General features: G+C 71.8%; 25 protein-coding genes. 15 read left to right on the top strand and 10 right to left on the bottom strand.

Translation table 11 applies throughout. The features are described from left to right. Positions 1 to 52: 52 nt before the first annotated feature. Together SM450_RS14635 and mtfM are read right to left on the bottom strand one after the other, a co-directional pair. Positions 53 to 643 (bottom strand): heme-binding beta-barrel domain-containing protein, encoded by a 591-nt coding sequence (locus SM450_RS14635; RefSeq protein ID WP_474620279.1) that lies wholly within the window; start codon positions 641 to 643, stop codon positions 53 to 55. Next, complete coding sequence (gene mtfM, locus SM450_RS14630; RefSeq protein ID WP_013475110.1) at positions 637 to 741, bottom strand: small membrane protein MtfM; 105 nt, start codon at positions 739 to 741, stop codon at positions 637 to 639. Before mtfM ends, SM450_RS14635 begins: the two co-directional genes overlap by 7 nt. Positions 742 to 753: 12 nt before the next feature. Here mtfM and SM450_RS14625 point away from each other — a divergent pair, with 12 nt between their 5' ends. The 3 genes from SM450_RS14625 (at position 754) to SM450_RS14615 (ending at position 3,639) form a co-directional block, all read left to right on the top strand. Then, the gene (locus SM450_RS14625) at positions 754 to 1,128 is read left to right on the top strand and encodes a DsrE family protein (protein ID WP_474620278.1); all 375 of its coding nucleotides are present in this window, start codon (positions 754 to 756) and stop codon (positions 1,126 to 1,128) included. Positions 1,129 to 1,204: 76 nt separating this feature from the next. Next, complete coding sequence (locus SM450_RS14620) at positions 1,205 to 1,588, top strand: SCP2 sterol-binding domain-containing protein (protein ID WP_474620277.1); 384 nt, start codon at positions 1,205 to 1,207, stop codon at positions 1,586 to 1,588. Continuing rightward, the gene (locus SM450_RS14615; RefSeq protein ID WP_474620276.1) at positions 1,585 to 3,639 is read left to right on the top strand and encodes an amylo-alpha-1,6-glucosidase; all 2,055 of its coding nucleotides are present in this window, start codon (positions 1,585 to 1,587) and stop codon (positions 3,637 to 3,639) included. The genes SM450_RS14620 and SM450_RS14615 overlap by 4 nt, the downstream gene beginning before the upstream one ends. Before the next feature lie 108 nt (positions 3,640 to 3,747). On the opposite strand, the gene SM450_RS14610 is transcribed toward SM450_RS14615, so the two are convergent. Next, positions 3,748 to 4,599: a hypothetical protein gene (locus SM450_RS14610; RefSeq protein WP_474620275.1), complete on the bottom strand. Its 852-nt coding sequence runs from the start codon at positions 4,597 to 4,599 to the stop codon at positions 3,748 to 3,750. A gap of 186 nt (positions 4,600 to 4,785) precedes the next feature. Here SM450_RS14610 and SM450_RS14605 point away from each other — a divergent pair, with 186 nt between their 5' ends. After that, the gene (locus tag SM450_RS14605; RefSeq protein WP_474620274.1) at positions 4,786 to 5,136 is read left to right on the top strand and encodes a hypothetical protein; all 351 of its coding nucleotides are present in this window, start codon (positions 4,786 to 4,788) and stop codon (positions 5,134 to 5,136) included. On the opposite strand, the gene SM450_RS14600 is transcribed toward SM450_RS14605, so the two are convergent. The 5 genes from SM450_RS14600 to SM450_RS14580 form a co-directional block, all read right to left on the bottom strand. Continuing rightward, positions 5,126 to 5,461, bottom strand: coding sequence for a DUF1416 domain-containing protein (locus tag SM450_RS14600; protein WP_474620273.1), 336 nt, complete (start codon positions 5,459 to 5,461; stop codon positions 5,126 to 5,128). The two genes, SM450_RS14605 and SM450_RS14600, sit on opposite strands and share 11 nt — an antisense overlap. 2 nt (positions 5,462 to 5,463) lie before the next feature. Then, the gene (locus SM450_RS14595; protein ID WP_474620272.1) at positions 5,464 to 6,312 is read right to left on the bottom strand and encodes a sulfurtransferase; all 849 of its coding nucleotides are present in this window, start codon (positions 6,310 to 6,312) and stop codon (positions 5,464 to 5,466) included. 191 nt (positions 6,313 to 6,503) lie between these two features. Beyond that, positions 6,504 to 6,581: an Ms5788A family Cys-rich leader peptide gene (locus tag SM450_RS14590; protein ID WP_311202345.1), complete on the bottom strand. Its 78-nt coding sequence runs from the start codon at positions 6,579 to 6,581 to the stop codon at positions 6,504 to 6,506. Between the two features lie 102 nt (positions 6,582 to 6,683). Continuing rightward, positions 6,684 to 7,481 (bottom strand): LmeA family phospholipid-binding protein, encoded by a 798-nt coding sequence (locus SM450_RS14585; RefSeq protein ID WP_474620271.1) that lies wholly within the window; start codon positions 7,479 to 7,481, stop codon positions 6,684 to 6,686. Positions 7,482 to 7,548: 67 nt separating this feature from the next. Further along, on the bottom strand, positions 7,549 to 8,598 hold the full coding sequence (locus SM450_RS14580) for a hypothetical protein (protein WP_474620270.1): 1,050 nt from the start codon (positions 8,596 to 8,598) through the stop codon (positions 7,549 to 7,551). A gap of 245 nt (positions 8,599 to 8,843) precedes the next feature. Between SM450_RS14580 and SM450_RS14575 the strand changes: the two genes are divergently transcribed. The 7 genes from SM450_RS14575 (at position 8,844) to pstB (ending at position 15,950) form a co-directional block, all read left to right on the top strand. Further along, positions 8,844 to 9,563, top strand: coding sequence for a winged helix-turn-helix transcriptional regulator (locus SM450_RS14575; RefSeq protein WP_474620269.1), 720 nt, complete (start codon positions 8,844 to 8,846; stop codon positions 9,561 to 9,563). A 152-nt stretch (positions 9,564 to 9,715) separates the two neighbouring features. After that, entirely contained in the window at positions 9,716 to 10,567 is an 852-nt protein-coding gene (locus SM450_RS14570) for a polysaccharide deacetylase family protein (protein WP_474620268.1), read from the top strand. A 67-nt stretch (positions 10,568 to 10,634) separates the two neighbouring features. Further along, positions 10,635 to 11,591, top strand: coding sequence for a mycothiol synthase (mshD, locus tag SM450_RS14565; RefSeq protein ID WP_474620267.1), 957 nt, complete (start codon positions 10,635 to 10,637; stop codon positions 11,589 to 11,591). Positions 11,592 to 11,825: 234 nt separating this feature from the next. Continuing rightward, positions 11,826 to 12,917: a phosphate ABC transporter substrate-binding protein PstS gene (pstS, locus tag SM450_RS14560; RefSeq protein ID WP_474620266.1), complete on the top strand. Its 1,092-nt coding sequence runs from the start codon at positions 11,826 to 11,828 to the stop codon at positions 12,915 to 12,917. A 41-nt stretch (positions 12,918 to 12,958) separates the two neighbouring features. Next, the gene (gene pstC / locus SM450_RS14555; RefSeq protein WP_474620265.1) at positions 12,959 to 14,068 is read left to right on the top strand and encodes a phosphate ABC transporter permease subunit PstC; all 1,110 of its coding nucleotides are present in this window, start codon (positions 12,959 to 12,961) and stop codon (positions 14,066 to 14,068) included. Then, positions 14,065 to 15,153 (top strand): phosphate ABC transporter permease PstA, encoded by a 1,089-nt coding sequence (gene pstA / locus SM450_RS14550; protein WP_474620264.1) that lies wholly within the window; start codon positions 14,065 to 14,067, stop codon positions 15,151 to 15,153. Before pstC ends, pstA begins: the two co-directional genes overlap by 4 nt. 20 nt (positions 15,154 to 15,173) lie before the next feature. Then, the gene (pstB, locus tag SM450_RS14545; protein WP_474620464.1) at positions 15,174 to 15,950 is read left to right on the top strand and encodes a phosphate ABC transporter ATP-binding protein PstB; all 777 of its coding nucleotides are present in this window, start codon (positions 15,174 to 15,176) and stop codon (positions 15,948 to 15,950) included. 94 nt (positions 15,951 to 16,044) lie between these two features. On the opposite strand, the gene SM450_RS14540 is transcribed toward pstB, so the two are convergent. Together SM450_RS14540 and SM450_RS14535 are read right to left on the bottom strand one after the other, a co-directional pair. After that, positions 16,045 to 16,872 (bottom strand): NUDIX hydrolase, encoded by an 828-nt coding sequence (locus SM450_RS14540; protein ID WP_474620263.1) that lies wholly within the window; start codon positions 16,870 to 16,872, stop codon positions 16,045 to 16,047. Further along, the gene (locus SM450_RS14535) at positions 16,869 to 17,129 is read right to left on the bottom strand and encodes a flavin reductase (protein ID WP_474620262.1); all 261 of its coding nucleotides are present in this window, start codon (positions 17,127 to 17,129) and stop codon (positions 16,869 to 16,871) included. The genes SM450_RS14540 and SM450_RS14535 overlap by 4 nt, the downstream gene beginning before the upstream one ends. A gap of 688 nt (positions 17,130 to 17,817) precedes the next feature. Here SM450_RS14535 and SM450_RS14530 point away from each other — a divergent pair. From SM450_RS14530 to SM450_RS14515, 4 genes are read left to right on the top strand one after another with little or no spacing between them, the layout of a single operon-like run. Continuing rightward, on the top strand, positions 17,818 to 18,624 hold the full coding sequence (locus SM450_RS14530) for a helix-turn-helix domain-containing protein (RefSeq protein ID WP_282285076.1): 807 nt from the start codon (positions 17,818 to 17,820) through the stop codon (positions 18,622 to 18,624). Beyond that, positions 18,611 to 18,799 (top strand): DUF397 domain-containing protein, encoded by a 189-nt coding sequence (locus tag SM450_RS14525; protein ID WP_474620261.1) that lies wholly within the window; start codon positions 18,611 to 18,613, stop codon positions 18,797 to 18,799. The genes SM450_RS14530 and SM450_RS14525 overlap by 14 nt, the downstream gene beginning before the upstream one ends. 17 nt (positions 18,800 to 18,816) lie before the next feature. Continuing rightward, on the top strand, positions 18,817 to 19,005 hold the full coding sequence (locus tag SM450_RS14520) for a DUF397 domain-containing protein (RefSeq protein ID WP_474620260.1): 189 nt from the start codon (positions 18,817 to 18,819) through the stop codon (positions 19,003 to 19,005). Positions 19,006 to 19,063: 58 nt separating this feature from the next. After that, entirely contained in the window at positions 19,064 to 20,032 is a 969-nt protein-coding gene (locus tag SM450_RS14515) for a Gfo/Idh/MocA family protein (protein WP_474620259.1), read from the top strand. Positions 20,033 to 20,071: the final 39 nt, after the last annotated feature.

The raw sequence follows: 20,071 nt of genomic DNA, 5'->3' as shown, positions 1-20,071 counted from the left end.
CGTCGGGCGTCCGAATTGTCGCCGCCAACTTCATGATCGCCGAGACAAGGCGTCAGCCGGCCACCCGGGTCAGGCGGGCGGACAGGTGCGGGCTGAGGGGGTGGCCCATGGCGGCCATCTCCTGGGCGTAGAGCAGGGCGCCCTCGACGATGCCGAACAGCCGGGCGCCGGCCGTGACCTCCTTCGCCGTCGCGGTGCGGACGACCGCGTCGGTGGAGAACTCGATCTGGGTGCCCTTGCGCTTGCCGATGTGCAGCTCCATCACGCCGGTCGGCACGCTCATCAGCGCCTCGATCTCGTCGGTGACCCGGTCGCCGTCGAGCACCGGACGCCACCAGCCCACCTCGCGACCGGCCGGGCGGACCGGGCGGCTCTGCTCGTCCAGGATCCACGCCCGGGACTCGTAGAGCAGGAACGGGCGGCCGTCGTGGCTGATCCGGATCTCCTGGCCGAAGTCGAAGTCCTCGATCGTCGGGAACCCGCCGCGACCCCGACCGCGCCACACCCCGATGTACGGCAGCAGACCGTCCAGGCTCGGGTGCAGCTTCGGGCCGACGCGCAGGTCGTGGCTCTCCTCGTACGGGTACGGGTCGACCGGCGGCGCGTTCAGCCACGGCGGCTGAAGCGGATTCTCACTCACCATCTACCTCTTGCGATTCGTACAGCGACATAGACCAGGCCACCGGCGAGCGCGCCCAGGCCGGCGACCAGCAGGCTGACGAACCCGATCTCGGTAACCATCCGGGTCATCCTATGCTGGGCCGCATGACGCGCACTCTCGTCGTCAAGGCCACCGCCGGAGCGGACGCCCCGGAGCGTTGCGCCCAGGCGTTCACCGTCGCCGCCACCGCCGCCGCCGCCGGGGTGGACGTGTCGCTCTGGCTGACCGGCGAGTCGACCTGGTTCGCGCTGCCCGGGCGGGCGGAGTCGTTCGAGCTGCCGCACTCGGCGCCGCTCGGCGAGCTGCTGCACGTGATCCTGACCACCGGCCGGGTGACCGCCTGCACGCAGTGCGCGGCCCGGCGGGACATCGGCCCGGACGACGTGCTGCCGGGCATCCGGATCGCCGGGGCGGCGGTCTTCGTCGAGGAGGCCGTGGCCGAGGGCGCCCAGGCCCTGGTCTACTGACCCTCCGCCGGTTGTCCATTCTGACCGGTCCGTCGATCCTGACCCGATATGTCGGGTATGCGCCTACCATTCGGATGTGAGTGAGGCGATCGAACGGTTCTTCGCGTCGCTGCCGGCGCGCGCCCCCGACGTGTTGCGCAGCCCGATCGGCGGCACCCTCCAGATCGACCTGACCGACGGCAACCGCACCGAGCACTGGTACGTGACGCTGGCCCCCGGCTCGGCGCGGGTCAGCCGGCAGGACGAGCGACCGCCGGACGCCGTCCTGACCGTCGGCACCCAACTCTTCGAGGGACTTGTCACCGGCCGGGAGGCCGGAATGGCGGCGGTGCTGCGCAACGAGGCCACGTTCAGCGGGCAGGTCGTGCTGTTCCTGGCACTCCGCCGCTTCCTGCCCGACCCGCCCGACGTGCGGGACCCGAGGGACGCCGCCCGCGAACACGTGCGGCGGTCGACGTGAAGCAACAGGTGAGCATCCTCGACGGCAACACGTTCCTGGTCAGCGACCGACGCGGCAACATCGAGCCGTCGTACGACTTCCCCACCGGGTTGTTCTCCTTCGACACCCGGTTCATCTCGACCTGGATCCTCTCCCTCGACGGCCAACAACTGCACGCGCTCTCGATCGACGACTCACTGTCGTACAAGACCCGGTTCTTCATGGTCCCCGGCGAGCCGACGCACGACCTGGACGCGGACGTCTCGGTGATCCGCAGCCACTCGATCGGCAACAGCTTCGACGAGGAGCTGACCCTGCTCAACCACTCCGGGCAGGACCAGGAGTTCCGCCTCCGGCTCGACATCGACTCCGACTTCGCCGACCTTTTCGAGGTCAAGCACAAGCGGCAGAAGAAGGGCAGCACCACCCCCACGGTGGAGGAGGACGGACTGCGGCTCACCTACCGCCGGCAGGGGTTCCACCGGGAGACGAAGATCAGCAGCACCGCGCCGGTCGAGGTCGACCGGCGCGGCATGACGTTCCGGATCCGCGTCGCGGCGCACGGCGAATGGACCACCCGGCTGCACGTCGCCACCATGATCTACGGAGCCCGCGGCGAGGACGTGCGCGCCACCCTGCCGCTCGGCGGGCAGCGCACGGTGGCGGCCATCGAAGCCGAGCAGAACGCGCTCATCGAACGCGCGCCGACGCTCGGCTGCGACTGCGAGCCGCTGGCCGGGGCGTACCGGCGCAGCCTCACCGACCTGGCCGCCCTCCGATACGAGTCGATCACCCTGGGCGTGCGGCTGATCGCCGCCGGCCTGCCCTGGTTCATGACCCTGTTCGGCCGGGACAGCATGTTCACCTCGCTCCAGATACTGCCGTTCCTCCCCGAACTGATCCGGCCGACCATCCTCATGCTGGCCGGACTCCAGGGCACCCGGGTCGACGACTTCCGGGACGAGGAGCCCGGCAAGATCCTGCACGAGTTGCGCTACGGCGAGACCGCCGGCTTCGAGGAGCAGCCGCACTCGCCCTACTACGGCGCCGCCGACACCACCGCGCTCTTCGTCATCCTGCTCGACGAGTACGAGCGGTGGACCGGGGACGGGGCGCTTGTGCGCCAACTGGAGCAGGAGGCCCGGGCGGCGCTGGCCTGGCTCGACACGTACGGGGACCTGCTCGGCACGGGCTACGTCTGGTACATGACGCGCAACCCGGAGACCGGGCTGTCGAACCAGTGCTGGAAGGACTCCCCGGACGCCATCTCCTACGCCGACGGCCGGCTGCCACCGTTCCCCCGGGCCACCTGCGAACTACAGGGGTACGCCTACGACGCCAAGCTGCGCGGCGCCCGGATGGCCCGCACCCACTGGCACGATCCGGCGTACGCGGAACGGCTGGAACGCGAGGCCGCGGCGCTCAAGGAACGGTTCAACCGCGACTTCTGGATCCCGGAGCGCGAGTACTACGCGCTGGCCCTGGACCCACGGGGGCGGCACGTGGACGCGCTCACCTCGAACATCGGCCACCTGCTGTGGAGCGGCATCGTCGACGAGGCCAGGGCCCCGGCGGTCGCCGCCCACCTGCTCGGGCCGCGCCTCTTCTCCGGCTGGGGGGTACGCACGCTCGCCGACGGGCAGGGCCGCTACAACCCGATCGGCTACCACGTCGGCACGGTGTGGCCGTTCGACAACTCGATCATCGCCTGGGGCCTGTGGAAGTACGGCTTCCGCGACGAGGCCGGCCAGATCTGCGAGGCGATGCTGAGCGCGTCCCGCTACTTCAACGGGCGGCTGCCCGAGGCGTTCGCGGGCTACGACCGCAGCCGCACCGAATTTCCGGTGAAGTATCCGACCGCGGGCAGCCCGCAGGCATGGTCCGCCGGCACGCCGCTGCTGCTGATCCGGGTGATGCTGGGGCTGGAGCCGCAGGGCGAGCATCTGATCATCGACCCGTCCGTGCCATCGGGAATGGGCCGGGTGGAGCTACTCGACATCCCGGGCCGGTGGGGGCGGGTGGACGCCCTGGGCCGCAGCCGCACCCCGCACGACCCGAGCCGGGGGCACTGACCCGGGGCTCGGCCCGGCCCGGCCCGGCCCGGCTCGGCCCGGCTCGGCCCGGCTCGGCCCGGCTCGGCCCGGCTCGGCCCGGCCCGGCCCGGCTCGGCCCGGCCCGGGTCAGGCCGGGCACGGGCTGGTGACCGCCACCCGTACCCGCTCGTCGACCCGCTCGGCGAGCACCGCCGGGTCGCCCGGGCGGGCGTACCGGTCGGCGGAATCCACCACCGGCGCGGCGCCGGCGCCGAACGCGGCGGCCAGCGGCTGGTCCGGCGCCACGGCAGCCTCGCCCCGGGCGGTCCGGGCGGTCCCGCCGCCCGGGCAGGGCGCGCCGAGCACCTGGACCGCGCCTGTCGCACCGCCCCAGCGACCCAGCGCGCTTCTCAGCGCGGCGGACTCACCGGCGGCGTCCAAGGCCGGGGCCCGGTAACCGTCGCCGACCGGACGACATCCGGTGGCGGCGGTGAGCAGCACCCGACCGGGCCGGTCGGACCGGCCCTCGACCACGACGAAGTCGCCGGCGTCGGCGCGCAGCAGCGGCTCGCCGTCGAACGTCGAGACACCGGCCCGCCACCGCGACGGCAGCCGGTCGGCCACCTGGCGCAGCACGTCGCGGGTGTCCGCGTCGGCGGTAGCCACCTCGATGCCGCGTTCCAGGCTCACACCGGCGTCCAGCGGGGTCACCCGGCAACCCCGGTCCAGCCGGTCCGGCAGGAGCGCCGGCACGCCGGCCGTCCCGATCGCGGCGCTCAGCTCACCTATCGCCCGGTCCACCACCGGACCGGCCTGGCTCAGCGAGCGCTGCTCCTTCACGGTGGGCGGATCGGTATGCACCGACCACCAGGTCAGCCCGGCGAGCAGCACGGCCCACACGACTGTGGCAACCACCAGCCAGCGCTGTCGGCGCCGGCCGGATCCGGGCTGCTCGGGACGGGTCGGCGGGGCGTACCCAGGGTGGACGGCACCGGTCACGCGATCCATCGTGTCACCCCTCCGCGACCCGCCTCGCTCCGGCTCTTAGATCTTGGTACGAAACGGCCCCCATAGGGGCACTTTGCTACCAAGATTCACTCGCATCCCGAAATCCGGAAGATCGGTGCCGAGGTTGTTCCGTGTGCCCGACCGGCAGTCCCGGCGCGGTTCTCGAATGGTGCACTGGTGAGCGCCGCGACCGACCGCGAGCGGTACGTCGTACACCTGACCGTCGCCGCCGACGACCTGCCTGGCGCGCGGCGGTTGGCCCGCACGATCGGCCGCTCGCTGGCGTTCCTGCCGGAGTTGGTGCTCGGTGAGACGACGGTGTCCGAGGAGGGCACGTCCGACCCGCTGCGTACGGCGGGTGGACCATCCGGGCGGCTGCACGTCCTGAGCCGGCGGCCCACGACGGCTCGGGCCGGCCACCCCTGGACGGGGCGGCCGGCCCGAGCCGATGCGCGCGGTGCGGAGGTGTTAAGAGGGGGCCCCGCCTATACCGCAGGCGTTAAGCGGGGGCCCCGCCTTACGCCTTGACGGTGATGGTGACCTCGTTGATGCCACGCGTGGCGGCCACCGGGGTGTCGCCGTTGCCGTGCCGGGAGAGCGCCCGCAGCGTCCACGAGCCCGGCGCGGCGAAGAACCGGAACTGGCCGGCCCCGGACGTCACCACCTCGGCGGTGAACTCGCCCGTCGAGTCGAGCAGCCGGACGTACGCCCCCGGCACGACCTCGCCGGACTCGGCCAGCACCTGGCCGGTGATGACGGTTTCCTTCTCCAGGTCGAGGCTGGCCGGGAGCGGCGCGGCCTGGTCCGGCGCGGCGCAGCCGGCAGCGGTCGGAGCGATGGGAGCGGTCGCCATGGTCACGCCTCCCCGGGCTCGTCGCCGAGCGCCACCGGCACGCCGACGAGCGAGCCGTACTCGGTCCACGACCCGTCGTAGTTCTTCACGTTCTGGTGCCCGAGCAGCTCCTGGAGCACGAACCAGGTGTGCGAGGAACGCTCGCCGATCCGGCAGTAGGCGATGGTCTCCCGGCCGTCGTCCAGCCCGGCGTCGGCGTAGATCTTGCGCAGCTCGTCGTCGGACTTGAACGTGCCGTCCTCGTTCGCCGCCTTGGACCACGGCACGCTGATCGCGGTCGGCACGTGGCCGGCCCGCTGCGCCTGCTCCTGCGGGAGGTGGGCCGGGGCGAGCAGCCGGCCGGCGTACTCGTCGGGGCTGCGCACGTCGACCAGGTTCTTGGCACCGATGGCGTCGACCACCTCGTCGCGGAACGCCCGGATCGAGGTGTCCGGCGCCTGCGCGACGTACTGCGTCGCCGGCCGCTGGACCGCGTCGGTGACGAGCGGACGGGCGTCCAGCTCCCACTTCTTGCGACCGCCGTCGAGCAGCTTGACGTCACGGTGGCCGTAGAGCTTGAAGTACCAGTACGCGTACGCGGCGAACCAGTTGTTGTTGCCGCCGTAGAGGATGACTGTGTCGTCGTTGCCGATGCCCCGCTCGGAGAGCAGCGCCGCGAACTGCTCCTGGTTGACGAAGTCGCGGCGGACCTGGTCCTGGAGGTCGGTCTTCCAGTCGAGCTTGATCGCGCCGGCGATGTGGCCGGTGTCGTAGGCCGAGGTGTCCTCGTCGACCTCGACGAAGACGACGCCCGGGGCGTCGAGGTTCTTCTCGGCCCACTCGGCCGAGACGAGTGCGGTGTCGCGACTCATCAGATCACTCCCTGGTGAGGATGGGTGGTGAGCCTGCGCGCGGAGATCGAAGTCGGTGGTTGTCGCACCACGCGCGGGACCCAGAGCTAGGAACGGATCACGGGTACGTGCGACGGCGCCGCTGCCGGGCGTTCGGGGGGTTGGGACCCTTGGTGCCGATGGCCGCTAGGCGGCCGGAGACAGCCCCGCCGTCAGATGACGGGGCGACACAGGCAGGTGGCCACGCGGCACAGGTCGACCGCGCGCCGTTTGGTGAGGAGGGTCCCCATGGGCAGCGACACTACCAGCCGGGCCGGCATATGCCACCGGCCCGACCAGCATGCGAGACGTGCGGAACAGTCAGCCGCGGGCCTGGTCGGACCGGCCGGTTCTCAGCCGGCCGAGTTGATCGGCACGTTCGCGGCGTCCGCGTCGATCACCAGGCCCTCCGGCGTCGGCTCCACCTTGCGCAGGTTGAGCTGGAACGGCAGCTCCGGCAGCGGCACGTCGATCGAGATGCTCTTGGCGTAGTTGGCAAGCAGCGTCCGCGCCAGCGCCGCGTTCGGCAGCCCTTCGGCGGTGAGGTCGTTGAAGCGCAGGGCCACCTTGCCGTCGGCCACGGTCAGGTCGGCGGTGCCGTTGACGGTCAGCTTGATGCCGAGGATGTCCACCGGGGCGGTGACGGCCAGTCTGCCGTCCCGCTCGGCCAGCTTCAGGCCGGGCCGGTTCAGCAGCTTCGCCAGGCTGTCGTAGGTGACGGTGCCCCGCCCGTTGACGCTCTCGGCCACCACGTCGCCCCGGCCGGACCGGATGGTGTCGAGCGACGCGGTCACGTCGCGGGCGTCCACGTCCAGCCTCGGCACGTCGACCGCGCCGCCCTGCACGTTGCCCTTCACGTCGGTCAACTGGATCGAGATGCGCTCGTACTTCCCGGCCAGCACCTGGTTGAGGAACGGGAAGCCGCCCACCTCGACCTTGGGCGCGGCGGACTGCGCGTCCTGCTTGGCGAGTTCCTGCCGCACCTGGTCGGCGATCGCCCGCTCGGCCACCCCGGCGGCCACCCGGTCGGCCACGACAAGCAGCCCGGCCAGCACCAGCAGCAGGACGACGAAACCGATCAGCACCTTCCGGCCCCGGCGACGGGGCCGGTCCTCTGCCGGGTACGCCTCTGCCACGCCGCCTCCAGTCATCGCCGCCGTCACCGCGTCTCGCGGCGCAACCGTACTTACCCGGGGCGGGACTTCTCCAATCGGGCGCTCAGAGGAAGAGCACGCACATGGCGTACGCGGCCGGCGCGGCGAGCGCGAAGCCACCGAGCGGCCCCTGCATGTGCCGGGCCACCCACATGGTGGGCAGCTCACCGGCCATCAGCCGGCCCGCCTCGGCGTATCCCACGGCCAGGTCGGCGAGCACGGCGGTGGCCGCGGTGACCACGCCGACCAGCGCGGCGCTGGTCGGGGTGAAGCCGACCAGGTAGCTGCCGAGCACGGCGCTGGTGAGCGTGCCGAGCATGGCGCCGGCCACCACGCCGGCGGCGCCGCGGGGCACCTGTGGGGCGAGTCGCGGCCACGGCGCGATCACGTCGGTCAGCCGCGCCACAAGCAGGGCCACCCCGGCGGCGGTGAGGCAGACCGTGATCGCCTGGGTGCCCTTGGGGATCCGGCTGAGCACGATAAGCGAGGCGAAGGCGACCACCCCGATCACGATGAGCAGGGTGCCGCCGAGCGAGTCGGTCACCCGGACCCGGTCCACCCGGCGGACGAGCTGGCCGAGCAGGCCGAGCACGAACCCGGCCACCGCGGCGTACCCGAGGGGGGCCAGGCCGGCGATGTCGGACTGCACGGCGGCGACGTCGGCGATCGCCGCGGTGCCGGCGCTGACGAGCGCGACGACGAGCAGCGCGGGCGGTCGCATGGCCATGGTCCAGGCGAGCACGTAGAGGAGCTGGACGCCGAAGACGATGGCCGCGAAGGGCAACCGGTGCCCGGGGCCGGCGGTCTGCGCCCCGAGCACCAGGCCCACGCCGAGCAGCGCGGCGAAGCCGGCCACGGTCAGTGCCAGCGGGCGCCGGAAGGGAACGGGCGGGATCTCCTCCTCGGGCGTGTCCTCCAGTTCGGGGTCGGTACGCCGGCCCTGGCCGCCCTTGCGGAGCCGGCGTGGGCCCTTCCGCTCGGGCCGCTCCCCCTCCGCCTCGGCGGGACCGGTGCGCGGGGCGGGCGGGTAGCCACGGTCGGGGCCGGACGGCCCGGCGGGCGGGTCGTCGGCCCACGGTTCGCGAGCGGCGTCGCGTGAGGTGGAGGGAAACACGCTCCGATCGTGCCAGATCCGGGCGGTCCGGCGGAGGTGACGGTTTCGGCAACGTTAAAACCTGGGCCGCGATCGGGGGCAGAAAGGGCAAACAGGAAAAGCCGCGAAGGTGACGGCCGGACCATCGGTTACGCTCAACCCGTTACCCCGCCCGTCAGCGACGCCGGGACCCACGCAAGTTCACAGCGCCGCCCCACCCGGGCGTGCCGCTGGTCGCGCGCGGCCGAAGGGCCGCCGGGACGGAGGTGATCGTGGAGCTCCTGCTGCTCGTGACCGCACGAGCGGGTGAGCCGTCGGCAGTGCTGCCAGCGCTCGACCTGCTGCCGCACTCGGTGCGCACCGCACCCCGCGACGTTCGTACGCTGGTCTCCGGTCCAACGCCGGACGCCGTCCTGGTGGACGCCCGTTCCGAGTTGAGCGAGGCGCGTGCCACCTGCCGGATGCTGCACGCCACCGGGATCGGCGTGCCGCTTGTCGCGGTGGTGACCGAGGCCGGCCTGATCGCGCTGAACGCCGACTGGGGTGTGGACGACGTGATCCTCGCCGGGGCCGGCCCGGCCGAGGTGGAGGCCCGGCTGCGGCTCGCCGTCGGCCGGTTGAGCAACGCGGTGTCCGGCGCCGGCGGCTCGATCCGGGCCGGCGAGCTGAACATCGACCCGGACACCTACGCCGCCAAGCTGAAGGGCCGGCCGCTCGACCTCACCTACAAGGAGTTCGAGCTGTTGAAGTTCCTCGCCCAGCACCCGGGGCGGGTGTTCACCCGGGACCAGTTGCTGCGTGAGGTCTGGGGCTACGACTACTTCGGTGGCACCCGCACGGTCGACGTGCACGTCCGGCGGCTGCGCGCCAAGCTCGGCTCGGAATACGAGTCGATGATCGGCACGGTCCGTCAGGTCGGCTACAAGTTCGTCGTGCCGTCGTCGCGTTCGCTGCCGGAGTCGGAGCCCGCCCCGCTGCCGGTCTGACCGGCCCTACCCCACCCGACCGGGGGCACTTTTCCATATACGCCCTATTTGCCACATAAATCCGCCTTATCCTGACTGCCTAATTTGTCAGGATCGAGGGGGATGATGGTGCGCGCGACGACCCGGGGAACGGCGAACGGCCGGTACCACTGATGACCGGCTCGACGCCCCGGGTGCTCGCGGTCGTGACCGCGGTGCTCATCGGGCTGCTGGCCTCGGCGTACGCGCTGGGCCGCAGCCTGGTGCCCGAGCCACACCCGACGACCGCCGGCGCGACCGCCTTCGGCGACACCACGCGCTACGCCGACCAGCCGCCGGACACCGACGCGCCGAACACCGCCCGGCCGAGCCCGGACGCGGTGCCGGACGCCGCGCCCACCATGCCCGCCGACGCCGGTGACGGCCCGTTCGGCGCCCACGTCACCACCGGCTCGTCCCGGGTCGCCCTGACCTTCGACGACGGCCCCGACCCCCGGTGGACGCCACAGGTGCTCGCCCTGCTCGCCCAGTACGGCGTGAAGGCCACGTTCTGCGTCGTCGGCGAGAACGCCGAGAACTACCCGGACCTGGTCCGGTCGATCGAGGCCGAGGGGCACACCCTGTGCAACCACTCCTGGAAGCACGACGTCAACCTCGGCAAGCGCACCGGGGCAGCGATCCGGGCCGACCTGCAACGCACGAACGACGCGATCCTGGCCGCCGCGCCGAACGCCCGGATCGCGTACTACCGCCAGCCCGGCGGCGCCTGGACCGCCCCGGTGGTGTCGGCCTGCACGGACCTGGGCCTCACGCCGCTGCACTGGAGCGTCGACCCGTCCGACTGGAAGGCGCCGGGCGCGACCGCCATCGAGACGGCGGTCCGCACCCAGACCGGGCCGGGCGCGATCGTGCTCATGCACGACGCGGGCGGGGACCGCTCCGGCACGGTCGCCGCGTTGCAGAAGCTGCTGCCCGAGCTGCTCGGCCGCTTCGTGCTGGAGCCGCTGCCCACGGGCATCCAGTGACGGGTGCCACCGCCCGCCGTCCCGCTCCGGCGGGAAGGGCGGCCCGCCGGCCGCTACCGTGACTCGGATGAACAGCACCGAGCCGACGAGTGGTCCCGGAGAAGACGCGGCGGTCCAGGGCGACCGGGTCGCACCCACCGAGCGGTTGACGCCGGCCGAGGTCACCGACGTGCTGGCGCTGGCGCGCGCGGCCGGCGACGCCGACGGCGCCGATCCGCTCGACGAACACATGCTGCTGCGGCTGCGCGACCCCGCGGCGCCGGCGGTGCACCTCACCGCCCGGGCCGCCGACGGCACCCTGACCGGGTACGCGCACCTCGACACCACCGCACCCGCCGAGGGCGTCGGCGTGGAGCTGGTGGTGCACCCGGCCTACCGGCGGCGGGGCACCGGCCGGGCGCTGGCCCGGGGCGTGCTTGCCGCCGCCTCCGGCCCGCTGCGCGCCTGGGCGCACGGCGACCACCCGTCGGCCGCCGCGCTCGCCGTCGACCTGGGCTTCGCCCGGGCGCGGGTGCTCTGGCAGCTACGCCGGCCGCTGACCGCCGCGCTGCCCGAGCCGGGCCTGCCCGAGGGCGTCGAGCTGCGGGCGTTCCGACCCGGCGACGACGACGAGTCCTGGCTGGCGGTCAACAACGCCGCGTTCGCCGAGCACCCCGAGCAGGGCCGGTGGACCGTCGAGGACCTGCGCGTCCGGATGGCCGAGCCGTGGTTCGACCCGGCCGGCTTCCTGCTCGCGGTGGACTCGGCCACCGGCCGGCTGCTCGGCTTCCACTGGACCAAGGTGCACGAGCGGCCCGGGTCGGCCCGGATCGGCGAGGTCTACGTGCTCGGCGTCGACCCGTCCGCGCACCGCGGCGGGCTCGGCCGGGCGCTGACCGCCGCCGGCCTGGCTCACCTGCGCGACCGGCGCGGGCTGGACCGGGTGATGCTCTACGTCGATGAGAGCAACACCCGGGCGGTCGCCCTCTACGAGAAGCTCGGCTTCGCCAGGTGGTCCGCGCACGTCAACTACCAGCTCGGCTGAGCGCCCGCCGTCGCCGGGAAAATCGCCCTAAAAGCGATGCCCGGTGGCGAGTTCACGAAATGGACAGAACCGCCTCAGCGTACGGCCATCTCACCGGCCGGACGTGTTCATCCCGCGTTCACTTCCGACCGGCGAACCGTCCATCTGGCACTTCTAGCTTTCACGTCAGCCGGTCAGTGCCGGCCCCCGGCACCCCGGGCGACCTGACCAAAGACGTGAAGGGAAACCCCTCCAGTGAAGCTCCAGCGGCACGGCGCCATCGCCTGTCTCGCTCTTACCGCTGTTCTCGGTCTCAGCGCCTGCGGCTCGGACAACAACGAGCCGGCCGCCGGCGCCACCGCCGCGGCGGACTGCGCCACCGGCACGCTGAACGCCCAGGGCTCCTCCGCGCAGAAGAACGCCATGGCCGAGTGGATCAAGGCGTACCAGCAGAAGTGCTCGGGCACCACGGTCAACTACGAGCCGAGCGGCTCCGGCGCCGGCATCCAGGCGTTCATCGCCGGCACCGCCGACTTCGCCGGTTCCGACTCCGCCCTCAAGGAGGAGGAGCAGCCGAAGGCCGACGCCAAGTGCTCCGGTGGCCAGGCCCTCAACCTGCCGATGGTGATCGGCCCGGTCGCGGTCGTCTACAACGTCAGCGGCGCGGACAACCTCCAGTTCAGCCCGGCCACGCTGGCGAAGATCTTCGCCGGCACGGTGACCAAGTGGGACGACGCGGCGATCAAGGCCGACAACCCGGACGCCACGCTGCCGTCGGCCGCGATCCAGGCGGTGCACCGCTCCGACGAGTCGGGCACCACCGACAACTTCACCAAATACCTCTCCAAGACCGCCGAGGCGGACTGGACCCTGAGCAACTCGAAGGTGTGGAAGGCCCCGGGCGGCGTCGGCGCGGCCAAGTCCGACGGCGTGGCCAGCAAGGTCAAGAGCACCGACGGCACCATCAGCTACGTCGAGTGGTCGTACGCCGAGAACTCCGGCCTGAAGATGGCCAAGGTCAAGAACGGCAACGGTGAGTTCACCGAGCTGACCGCCGAGTCGGCCGGCAAGACCATCGCCGGGGCCACGTTCGAGGGCCAGGGCAACGACCTCAAGATGTCGATCGACTACAACACCAAGGAAGCCGGGGCGTACCCGATCGTCCTGGCTACCTACGAGATCGTCTGCAGCAAGGGCCTCGCGGCCGACAAGCTGCCGCTGGTCAAGGGCCTGCTCGGCCACGCCGCCAGCGCCGAGGGCCAGCAGGAGCTGGTCGAACTGGGCTACGCCCCGCTCCCCGACGAGGTTCGCACCAAGGTCGAGGCCGCGGTCAAGAGCCTCTCCTGACGCCCTGAACGACACCTTCTCAACGCAAAGCGAGCGAGCAGATGGGTGACACCCCTCACCGCTCGGCGCACGCCGGCACCGGCGGGACCCCCGTGGCCATGAGCCACGAGCGACCCGCCGGTGCCTCGGCGCGTGTGGCCGAGCCCACCGGTAACCCTGGCCGCTCCGGCGGCGACCTCGGCGGAGGCGGAGACGACGGCCTCGGCGGAGGCGGCGGCCTGCCCCGGGCCCGCGCGTTCGGCGCGGAACGCGCGTTCCGTGCCCTGACCCTGGCCGCCGGCACCACCGTGCTCGTCATCATCGCGGCCATCGCGATCTTCCTGATCGCCAAGGCCGTGCCGGCGCTGCGGGCCAACACCGAATCGTTCTGGACCTTCGAGGGCTGGTTCCCGAACGAGAACCCGCCGAAGTTCGGCATCGGCGCGCTCGCCTTCGGCACCGTCCTCAGCTCACTGCTGGCGCTGCTCATGGCAGTGCCCGTCGCGTTGGGCATCGCCCTCTACCTGTCGCACTACGCCCCGCGCCGGCTCGGCAACAGCCTGGGCTTCCTGATCGACCTGCTGGCCGCCGTACCCAGTGTGGTCTTCGGCCTCTGGGGCCGCGACTACTTCGCCGGACCGGTCGCCGACCTCTCCGCCTGGCTCAACACCTACTTCGGCTGGATCCCGATCTTCGGCGAGGGGCCGTACGGCAGCTCGATCCTCCTGGGCTCGGTGGTGTTGGCGATCATGGTGCTGCCGATCGTCACCTCCCTCTCCCGCGAGGTGTTCCGGCAGACCCCGACCGCAAACGAAGAGGCCGCGCTCGCGCTCGGCGCCACCCGCTGGGAGATGATCCGCACCGCGGTCCTGCCCTACGGACGGCCGGGCGTCATCGCCGCGGTCATGCTCGGCCTCGGCCGGGCGCTCGGCGAGACCATCGCGCTCGCGCTGACGCTCGGTTCGACGTACGCCATCTCGTTCAACATCCTCGAAGCCGGCGGCAACTCGATCGCCGCCAACATCGCCAACCGGTTCGCCGAGGCGAACGACACCGGCCGCGGCGCGCTCATCGCCTCCGGCCTTGTGCTCTTCGCGATCACCCTGATCGTCAACATCACCGCGCGGGCGATCATCTACCGGCGGCGCGAGTTCACGGAGTCCGCGGCATGACCTCCACTCTCACCTCCCACCGTCCCCGCCCCCCGGCCCAGCCGGCCACGCTGCGGGCCCGGCGACTCCCGGCGTACGCCGCGCCAGCCATCGCCGTCGCGGCGCTGCTGCTCGCCGCGGGCCTCGTGTACGGCGCGGACATCGGCGGCCCGGTCCTGGTCGTGGTGCTCGGCGTGCTCCTCTACCTGGCCGGTCTCTTCGCCGCGGCACACGCGGTGGAGGGCCGCCGCTCGGCCCGCAACCGGATCTGGAGCGCGCTGATCCACTCCGCCTTCGTGCTGGCCGTGCTGCCGCTGGCCTCGGTGGTCTGGACGCTCGTCAGCAAGGGCTCCGAGCGGCTGGACGGCGACTTCTTCGGCACCTCGATGAACAACATCGGGGCGCGGGACGCCAACGGCGGCGCCTACCACGCGATCATCGGCACGTTGGAGCAGGTCGGCATCGCCACCCTGATCACCGTCCCGCTCGGCGTGCTCTGCGCGATCTACATCGTCGAGTACGGCCGGGGCCGGTTCGCGTTCACCGTCCGCTTCTTCGTGGACGTGATGACGGGCATCCCGTCGATCGTCACCGGCCTGTTCGTGCTCGCCTTCTGGGTCCTGATCGTCTCGCCGGTGTTCAACGACGGCCGGCCCGGTTTCTCCGGCTTCGCCGCCGCGCTGGCGTTGAGCGTGCTCATGCTGCCCACCGTGGTCCGCTCCACCGAGGAGATGCTCCGGCTCGTGCCGGCGCCGCTGCGCGAGGGCGCGTACGCGCTCGGCGTACCGAAGTGGAAGACCATCCTGCGGGTCGTGCTGCCGACCGCGCTTCCCGGCATCGTCACCGGCATCATGCTCGCCGTCGCGCGGGCCGCCGGCGAGACCGCGCCGGTGCTGCTCGTCGCCGGCGGCGGCGCGGCGATCAACTTCAACCCGTTCGAGAACAACCAGTCGTCGCTTGCCCTCTTCGTCTACCAGCAGGCCGGCGAGGCGTCGAAGTACTCGCCGGCACGGGCGTGGACCGCGGCGCTGACCCTCGTCGCCCTCGTCCTCATCCTGACCGTCGCGGCGAAGTTGCTGGCCCGTCGGAACCAGCTCGGCCGATGAACACCGGAGGTACCGCCACCATGGCCAAGCGCGTCGAAGCCGCCAACGTCACCGCCTACTACGGCGGTTTCAAGGCGATTGAGAACATCAACCTGACCGTCGAGCCGAAGACCGTGACCGCCCTGATCGGCCCGTCCGGCTGCGGCAAGTCGACCTTCCTGCGGTCGATCAACCGGATGCACGAGGTGCTGCCCGGCGCCCGGGTCGAGGGCAACCTCACCATCGACGGGCAGGACATCTACGACCGGGACGTGGACGTCACCGCGGTCCGCCGGATGATCGGCATGGTCTTCCAGCGGCCGAACCCGTTCCCCACCATGAGCATCTTCGACAACGTGGTGGCCGGGCTGCGGCTCAACGGCGTCCGGCGCAAGTCGATCCTGGAGGAGGCGGCCGAGAGGGCGCTGCGCTCGGCGAACCTCTGGGACGAGGTGAAGGACCGGCTCGCCAAGCCCGGCGCCGGGCTCTCCGGCGGTCAGCAGCAGCGGCTCTGCATCGCCCGCACCATCGCGGTCGAGCCGCAGGTGGTGCTGATGGACGAGCCGTGCTCGGCGCTGGACCCGATCTCGACGCTTGCCATCGAGGACCTGATGTTCCAGCTCAAGGACAAGTTCACGATCATCATCGTCACGCACAACATGCAGCAGGCCGCGCGGGTGTCCGACCGCACCGCGTTCTTCTCGATCGAGAAGACAGGCGACCCGGGCCGCCTGATCGAGTACGACAACACGCAGAAGATCTTCAGCAACCCCACCCAGAAGAAGACCGAGGACTACATCACCGGCCGCTTCGGCTGAGGTGTTAGGAGGGGGCCCCTATTAACGGTTTCTGCATAGGAAGGGGCCCCGCCTAACAACCCCGCTCGGCGCGAGCCGCCGAGCGCGAGGCCGCTCAGCGGAGCACGAAGCGCGGCTCGGCGCCGTCCAGGTCCTCCAGGTGCGGCATGATCGGCGTACCCGGGTCTCGCTTTAACGCCGCGCGGGCCACGCCCGCGAGGTCACCGGCGGCGGCGACCTCGGCGAGCGTGACCATGGTGGGCGGCAGCATGGTCAGCTCCCCCGCCTCCGCGCGGGCCACGGCGTCCGCCGGGCGCAGCCACAGCGTGAGGTCGGCCTCGCCGGAGACGTCGCGGGTCCGCTGCCCCTCGGGCAGCAGGGCGACGAAGAAGTACGTGTCGAAGCGTCGCGGCTCGAACTCCGGCGTGATCCACCTGGTCCAGGGCAGCAGCAGGTCGGACCGGAGCGTCAGCCCGCGCCCGGCCAGCAGGTCGGCGAAGCCGGTACGCCGGCCCACCAGGTCCTGCCGGGCCGTCTCCCAGTCGTCGCCGCTCACGTCACCGACGACGGTCCCGGGGTCCGGGCCGGCCAGCAGCACGCCCGCCTCCTCGAAGACCTCGCGGGCGGCGGCGCAGACCACCGCCTGCGCGTCCGCCGGGTCGAGCCGGAACCGCTCGCCCCAGGTCGCCGGCGTCGGACCGGCCCAGCCGAGGTGCGCCTCCGAGTCGGACCGGTCCACCCCGCCGCCGGGGAAGGCGTACATGCCGCCGAACGTCATCGCCGCCACCCGCCGGATCAGATAGACCTCGAAGCCGTCGCCGGCCGGGCGGAGCAGCAGCACGGTGGCGGCGACCCGGGGCACCGCGGGCACGCCGCCCTCGGCGTGGAACCGGCGGGCGTGCTCCACCAGGGCGGGAGGCGCGGCGAAGCCGTCGATCGTCATGGCCCGAGCCTAGTTCCCGGCGCGGCGACCCGGCCGGGCCGGATCCAGCCGAGGAAGCGGGCCCCGAGCCGCACCGGATCCTGGCCGGCGCACTGCCCGGCGGCCTCCACCAGGAGGGTGGCCAGGTAGATCGCGAGCGCCGCCCGGTCGTCGCGATACTCGGCAAGCAGCGCCCGGCGGGCGGCGTCGCAGGGCCACGGACGGTCGCAGGCGTCGCAGCGCCAGGTGGGACGCCTGGCGACATGCGGCCGGCTCACCGCAGCCGCAACGCGACGGCCCGGGCCTCGTCATCGCTCAGCGACATGAACCACAGGAAGCGCTTGACGATCTCGGGCGGCGTCGGGCCGTCGGCCCGGCCGCGCAGGTCGCGGATGGCCCGCCCTTAGTGAGCGCGAGGAGTGAGCCGGGTTTGCGAGCCCCGCAGTCGCGAACGGAGGCGGCACGGCAAGCCGGGCGAACTCCGGGATCAGCGTCGCCCGGCGGGCGGCGTCCGTCGGCGCGGACCGCAACGTCGGGCACGGCCAGTCGTGGCCGCATCGCGCGCAGATCCACGCCGGACCGTCCGCCACGTGCGCCGAGGGCCACCCCGAGGGGGTACGCGGAGACCAGCGAGTTTCCGGCGCGACGTTGGTCCGGCGATTCGGGTCGAGATGGTGTACCACCTTCGCGGCGCTGGTCGGCGGTGCGGGCTTCTCGTCGGGCATGGCACTGCACTCCCCTCGTAGGGCGGTCAGGGGGGCCGCCGCCGGCGCTGGACCATGGCGGCGGCCCCCGCGTGCGACGCGACCGCCGGGCTCCGCCTCCACCAGCCGCGCCACCTCGTGACACTCTGCTGCGATCGCCGTTACTCTCGGAAGGCCGTTCGGGCTGCTGGGCTGGCCTGGCCGAGCCGGAACCGTGGTCGCGGGGCGTTGAGTAGTCGATCTCCACGTTGGGAGGGTCTGAATGAGTGGCGTGCCAAGTCCCCTCGCCGACTTCATCGTGAGCGAGATCCGCCGAGCCCGAGGCATGTCAGGAATGACCCAGGAGACATTCGGGCGCTCGGCGGGGTTCAGCGCCTCGCATGTGAGTGCGGTCGAGAGCGGCTCCCGGGCCCTCACCATGGACTTCGTCAAGGGCACTGACCGTGCACTCCGCAACGGCGGGTTCTTCGAGCGGCTGGTGGCGAAGTTGGGTGCACCGTCGTGGTTCCTGCCCTGGCTCGACGCCGAGCGCGGCGCTCGGCAGCTCCGTCTCTTCGAGCCGTTGCTGATCCCGGGTCTGCTCCAGACAGAGAACTACGCCCGCGTGGTGATGCGACTCAACGACCTCATGTCGACCGAGGAGGTCGACCAACGGGTGAGCGGGCGCATGAGTCGCCATCGGATCTTGACCAGCGAGACTCCCCCGCAGGTGGTGGTGGTGCTCGACGAGTCCGCGCTGCACCGTGCCGGGGAAGAGTTCTCGGTCGTCATCGCGGAACAGGTGGCTCACCTGATCGTCGTGGCCGAACTTCCGCACGTGCACATACACGTGATCCCGGCGACCGCCGGCCTCCATATCGGTCTGTCCGGTCCCTTCGCACTGGCTCGCGGCGAGGACGGCCGCTGGGTCGGGCACCTTGAGAATCAGCTGGGCGGCATCGTCGTCGACGGTCAGGATGAACTTCATATCCTTGAGGCGCGATGGGAGAACGTCCGCACCGAAGCCCTCCCGCGTCGGCAGTCCCTCGACCTGTTGAAGGAAGTGCAGAACCATCATGGATCTCAATGACGCCATCTGGCGGAAGTCCCGGCGCAGCGGATCGAGCGGCGGGAACTGTGTGGAGGTTGCCGACGGTCTGGGAGAGGTCGTCGCCGTCCGGGACTCCAAAGATCGGGTCGGGCCGTTGCTGCTCTTCACGCCGACCGCCTGGCGTGCGTTCATCGCTGATGTCGCCGCTCGGTAGTAGGGATGGGTGAGGACATGGACCTGAGTGGCGCGCAGTGGCGCAAGGCGTCACGTTCTTCGACCAACGGTGGGGCCTGCGTCGAGGTGGCCGACAACCTTGCCGGCGTCGTCGGCGTACGCGATTCGAAGAACCCGACCGGGCCGGCGCTTGCCTTCCCGACGTCGTGGCGCGCGTTCGTCGCGGAGGTCGCCGGCCGGGCCTGACATCCCGTTTGGTGGATCGCCCTGCCGGCGGCCGAGTCCGCCGGGATAACGTGCCGGCATGACGCGTTGGGGAATTCTGGCTACCGGACACATCGCCGCCTGCTTCGCCGCCGACCTGCGGCTGGTGCCGGACGCCGAACTCGTGGCGGTCGGGTCGCGTACCCGGGAGAGCGCCGAGGCGTTCGCGCGGCAGCACGACGTGCCGCGGGCGTACGCCTCCTGGGCCGATCTGGCCGCGGACCCGGACCTGGACGCGATCTACGTGGCCACGCCGCACGCCGCGCACCACGAGGCGGCGATGGCCTGCCTGGCCGGCGGCAAGGCCGTGCTCGTGGAGAAGCCCTGCACGCTTGACCTGCCCACCACCACGGAACTGGTGGAGACGGCGCGCGCCCGTGGGCTCTTCCTCATGGAGGCCATGTGGATGCGGACGAACCCGCTGATCCTGCGGGTAATGGAGCTGATCTCCGACGGCGCGATCGGTGAGGTCACCCATGTCCGGGCCGACTTCGGTGCGGCCGGGCCGTTCCCGCCCGAGCACCGGATGCGTAATCCTGCGCTCGGCGGCGGCGCGCTGCTCGACCTCGGGGTCTATCCGTTGAGCCTGGCCCACCTGGTGCTCGGCGCGCCGCAGCACGTGCGGGCGTGGGCGAAGCTGAGCCCGGAGGCGGTGGACGAGAACACCGGCATGGTCCTGGGCTGGGACTCCGGGGCGGTGGCGACGCTCAGTTGCGGCATGGTCGGCCCTACCGCTATCACCGCGTCGATCACCGGCACCACCGGTCGCATCGACCTGCCGGAGCTGTTCTTCCGGCCCGGGTCGGTGGTGCTGCACCGGGCCGGCGCCGCGCCGGAGACGATCCCGGCGGACCTGACCGGGGGCGGCTACCAGTACGAGGCGATCGAGGTGCAGCGCTGCCTGGCGGCGGGGCTGACCGAGAGCCCGCTGGTGCCGCACGCCGCCACGCTTGAGGTGATGACGTTGATCGACGACATCAAGGCCCAGATCGGCGTCTCCTATGAGTAAGGCGGGGGCCCTTCTTAAAACCCGGGTGTTAAGAAGGGC

Source organism: Micromonospora marincola (assembly GCF_056150385.1).
The sequence above is the reverse complement of the archived record's forward strand: the minus strand, read 5'-3'. Positions and strand labels throughout refer to the sequence as shown.

Coding starts and splice junctions, on each gene's coding strand:
- SM450_RS14635 (WP_474620279.1), bottom strand. CDS start 643: ATGGTGAGTGAGAATCCGCTTCAGCCGCCGTGGCTGAACGCGCCGCCG.
- mtfM (WP_013475110.1), bottom strand. CDS start 741: ATGGTTACCGAGATCGGGTTCGTCAGCCTGCTGGTCGCCGGCCTGGGC.
- SM450_RS14625 (WP_474620278.1), top strand. CDS start 754: ATGCTGGGCCGCATGACGCGCACTCTCGTCGTCAAGGCCACCGCCGGA.
- SM450_RS14600 (WP_474620273.1), bottom strand. CDS start 5,461: ATGGCGACCGCTCCCATCGCTCCGACCGCTGCCGGCTGCGCCGCGCCG.
- SM450_RS14595 (WP_474620272.1), bottom strand. CDS start 6,312: ATGAGTCGCGACACCGCACTCGTCTCGGCCGAGTGGGCCGAGAAGAAC.
- SM450_RS14590 (WP_311202345.1), bottom strand. CDS start 6,581: ATGGGGACCCTCCTCACCAAACGGCGCGCGGTCGACCTGTGCCGCGTG.
- SM450_RS14585 (WP_474620271.1), bottom strand. CDS start 7,481: ATGACTGGAGGCGGCGTGGCAGAGGCGTACCCGGCAGAGGACCGGCCC.
- SM450_RS14570 (WP_474620268.1), top strand. CDS start 9,716: ATGACCGGCTCGACGCCCCGGGTGCTCGCGGTCGTGACCGCGGTGCTC.
- mshD (WP_474620267.1), top strand. CDS start 10,635: ATGAACAGCACCGAGCCGACGAGTGGTCCCGGAGAAGACGCGGCGGTC.
- pstC (WP_474620265.1), top strand. CDS start 12,959: ATGGGTGACACCCCTCACCGCTCGGCGCACGCCGGCACCGGCGGGACC.
- pstA (WP_474620264.1), top strand. CDS start 14,065: ATGACCTCCACTCTCACCTCCCACCGTCCCCGCCCCCCGGCCCAGCCG.
- pstB (WP_474620464.1), top strand. CDS start 15,174: ATGGCCAAGCGCGTCGAAGCCGCCAACGTCACCGCCTACTACGGCGGT.
- SM450_RS14540 (WP_474620263.1), bottom strand. CDS start 16,872: ATGACGATCGACGGCTTCGCCGCGCCTCCCGCCCTGGTGGAGCACGCC.
- SM450_RS14530 (WP_282285076.1), top strand. CDS start 17,818: ATGAGTGGCGTGCCAAGTCCCCTCGCCGACTTCATCGTGAGCGAGATC.
- SM450_RS14525 (WP_474620261.1), top strand. CDS start 18,611: ATGGATCTCAATGACGCCATCTGGCGGAAGTCCCGGCGCAGCGGATCG.
- SM450_RS14520 (WP_474620260.1), top strand. CDS start 18,817: ATGGACCTGAGTGGCGCGCAGTGGCGCAAGGCGTCACGTTCTTCGACC.
- SM450_RS14515 (WP_474620259.1), top strand. CDS start 19,064: ATGACGCGTTGGGGAATTCTGGCTACCGGACACATCGCCGCCTGCTTC.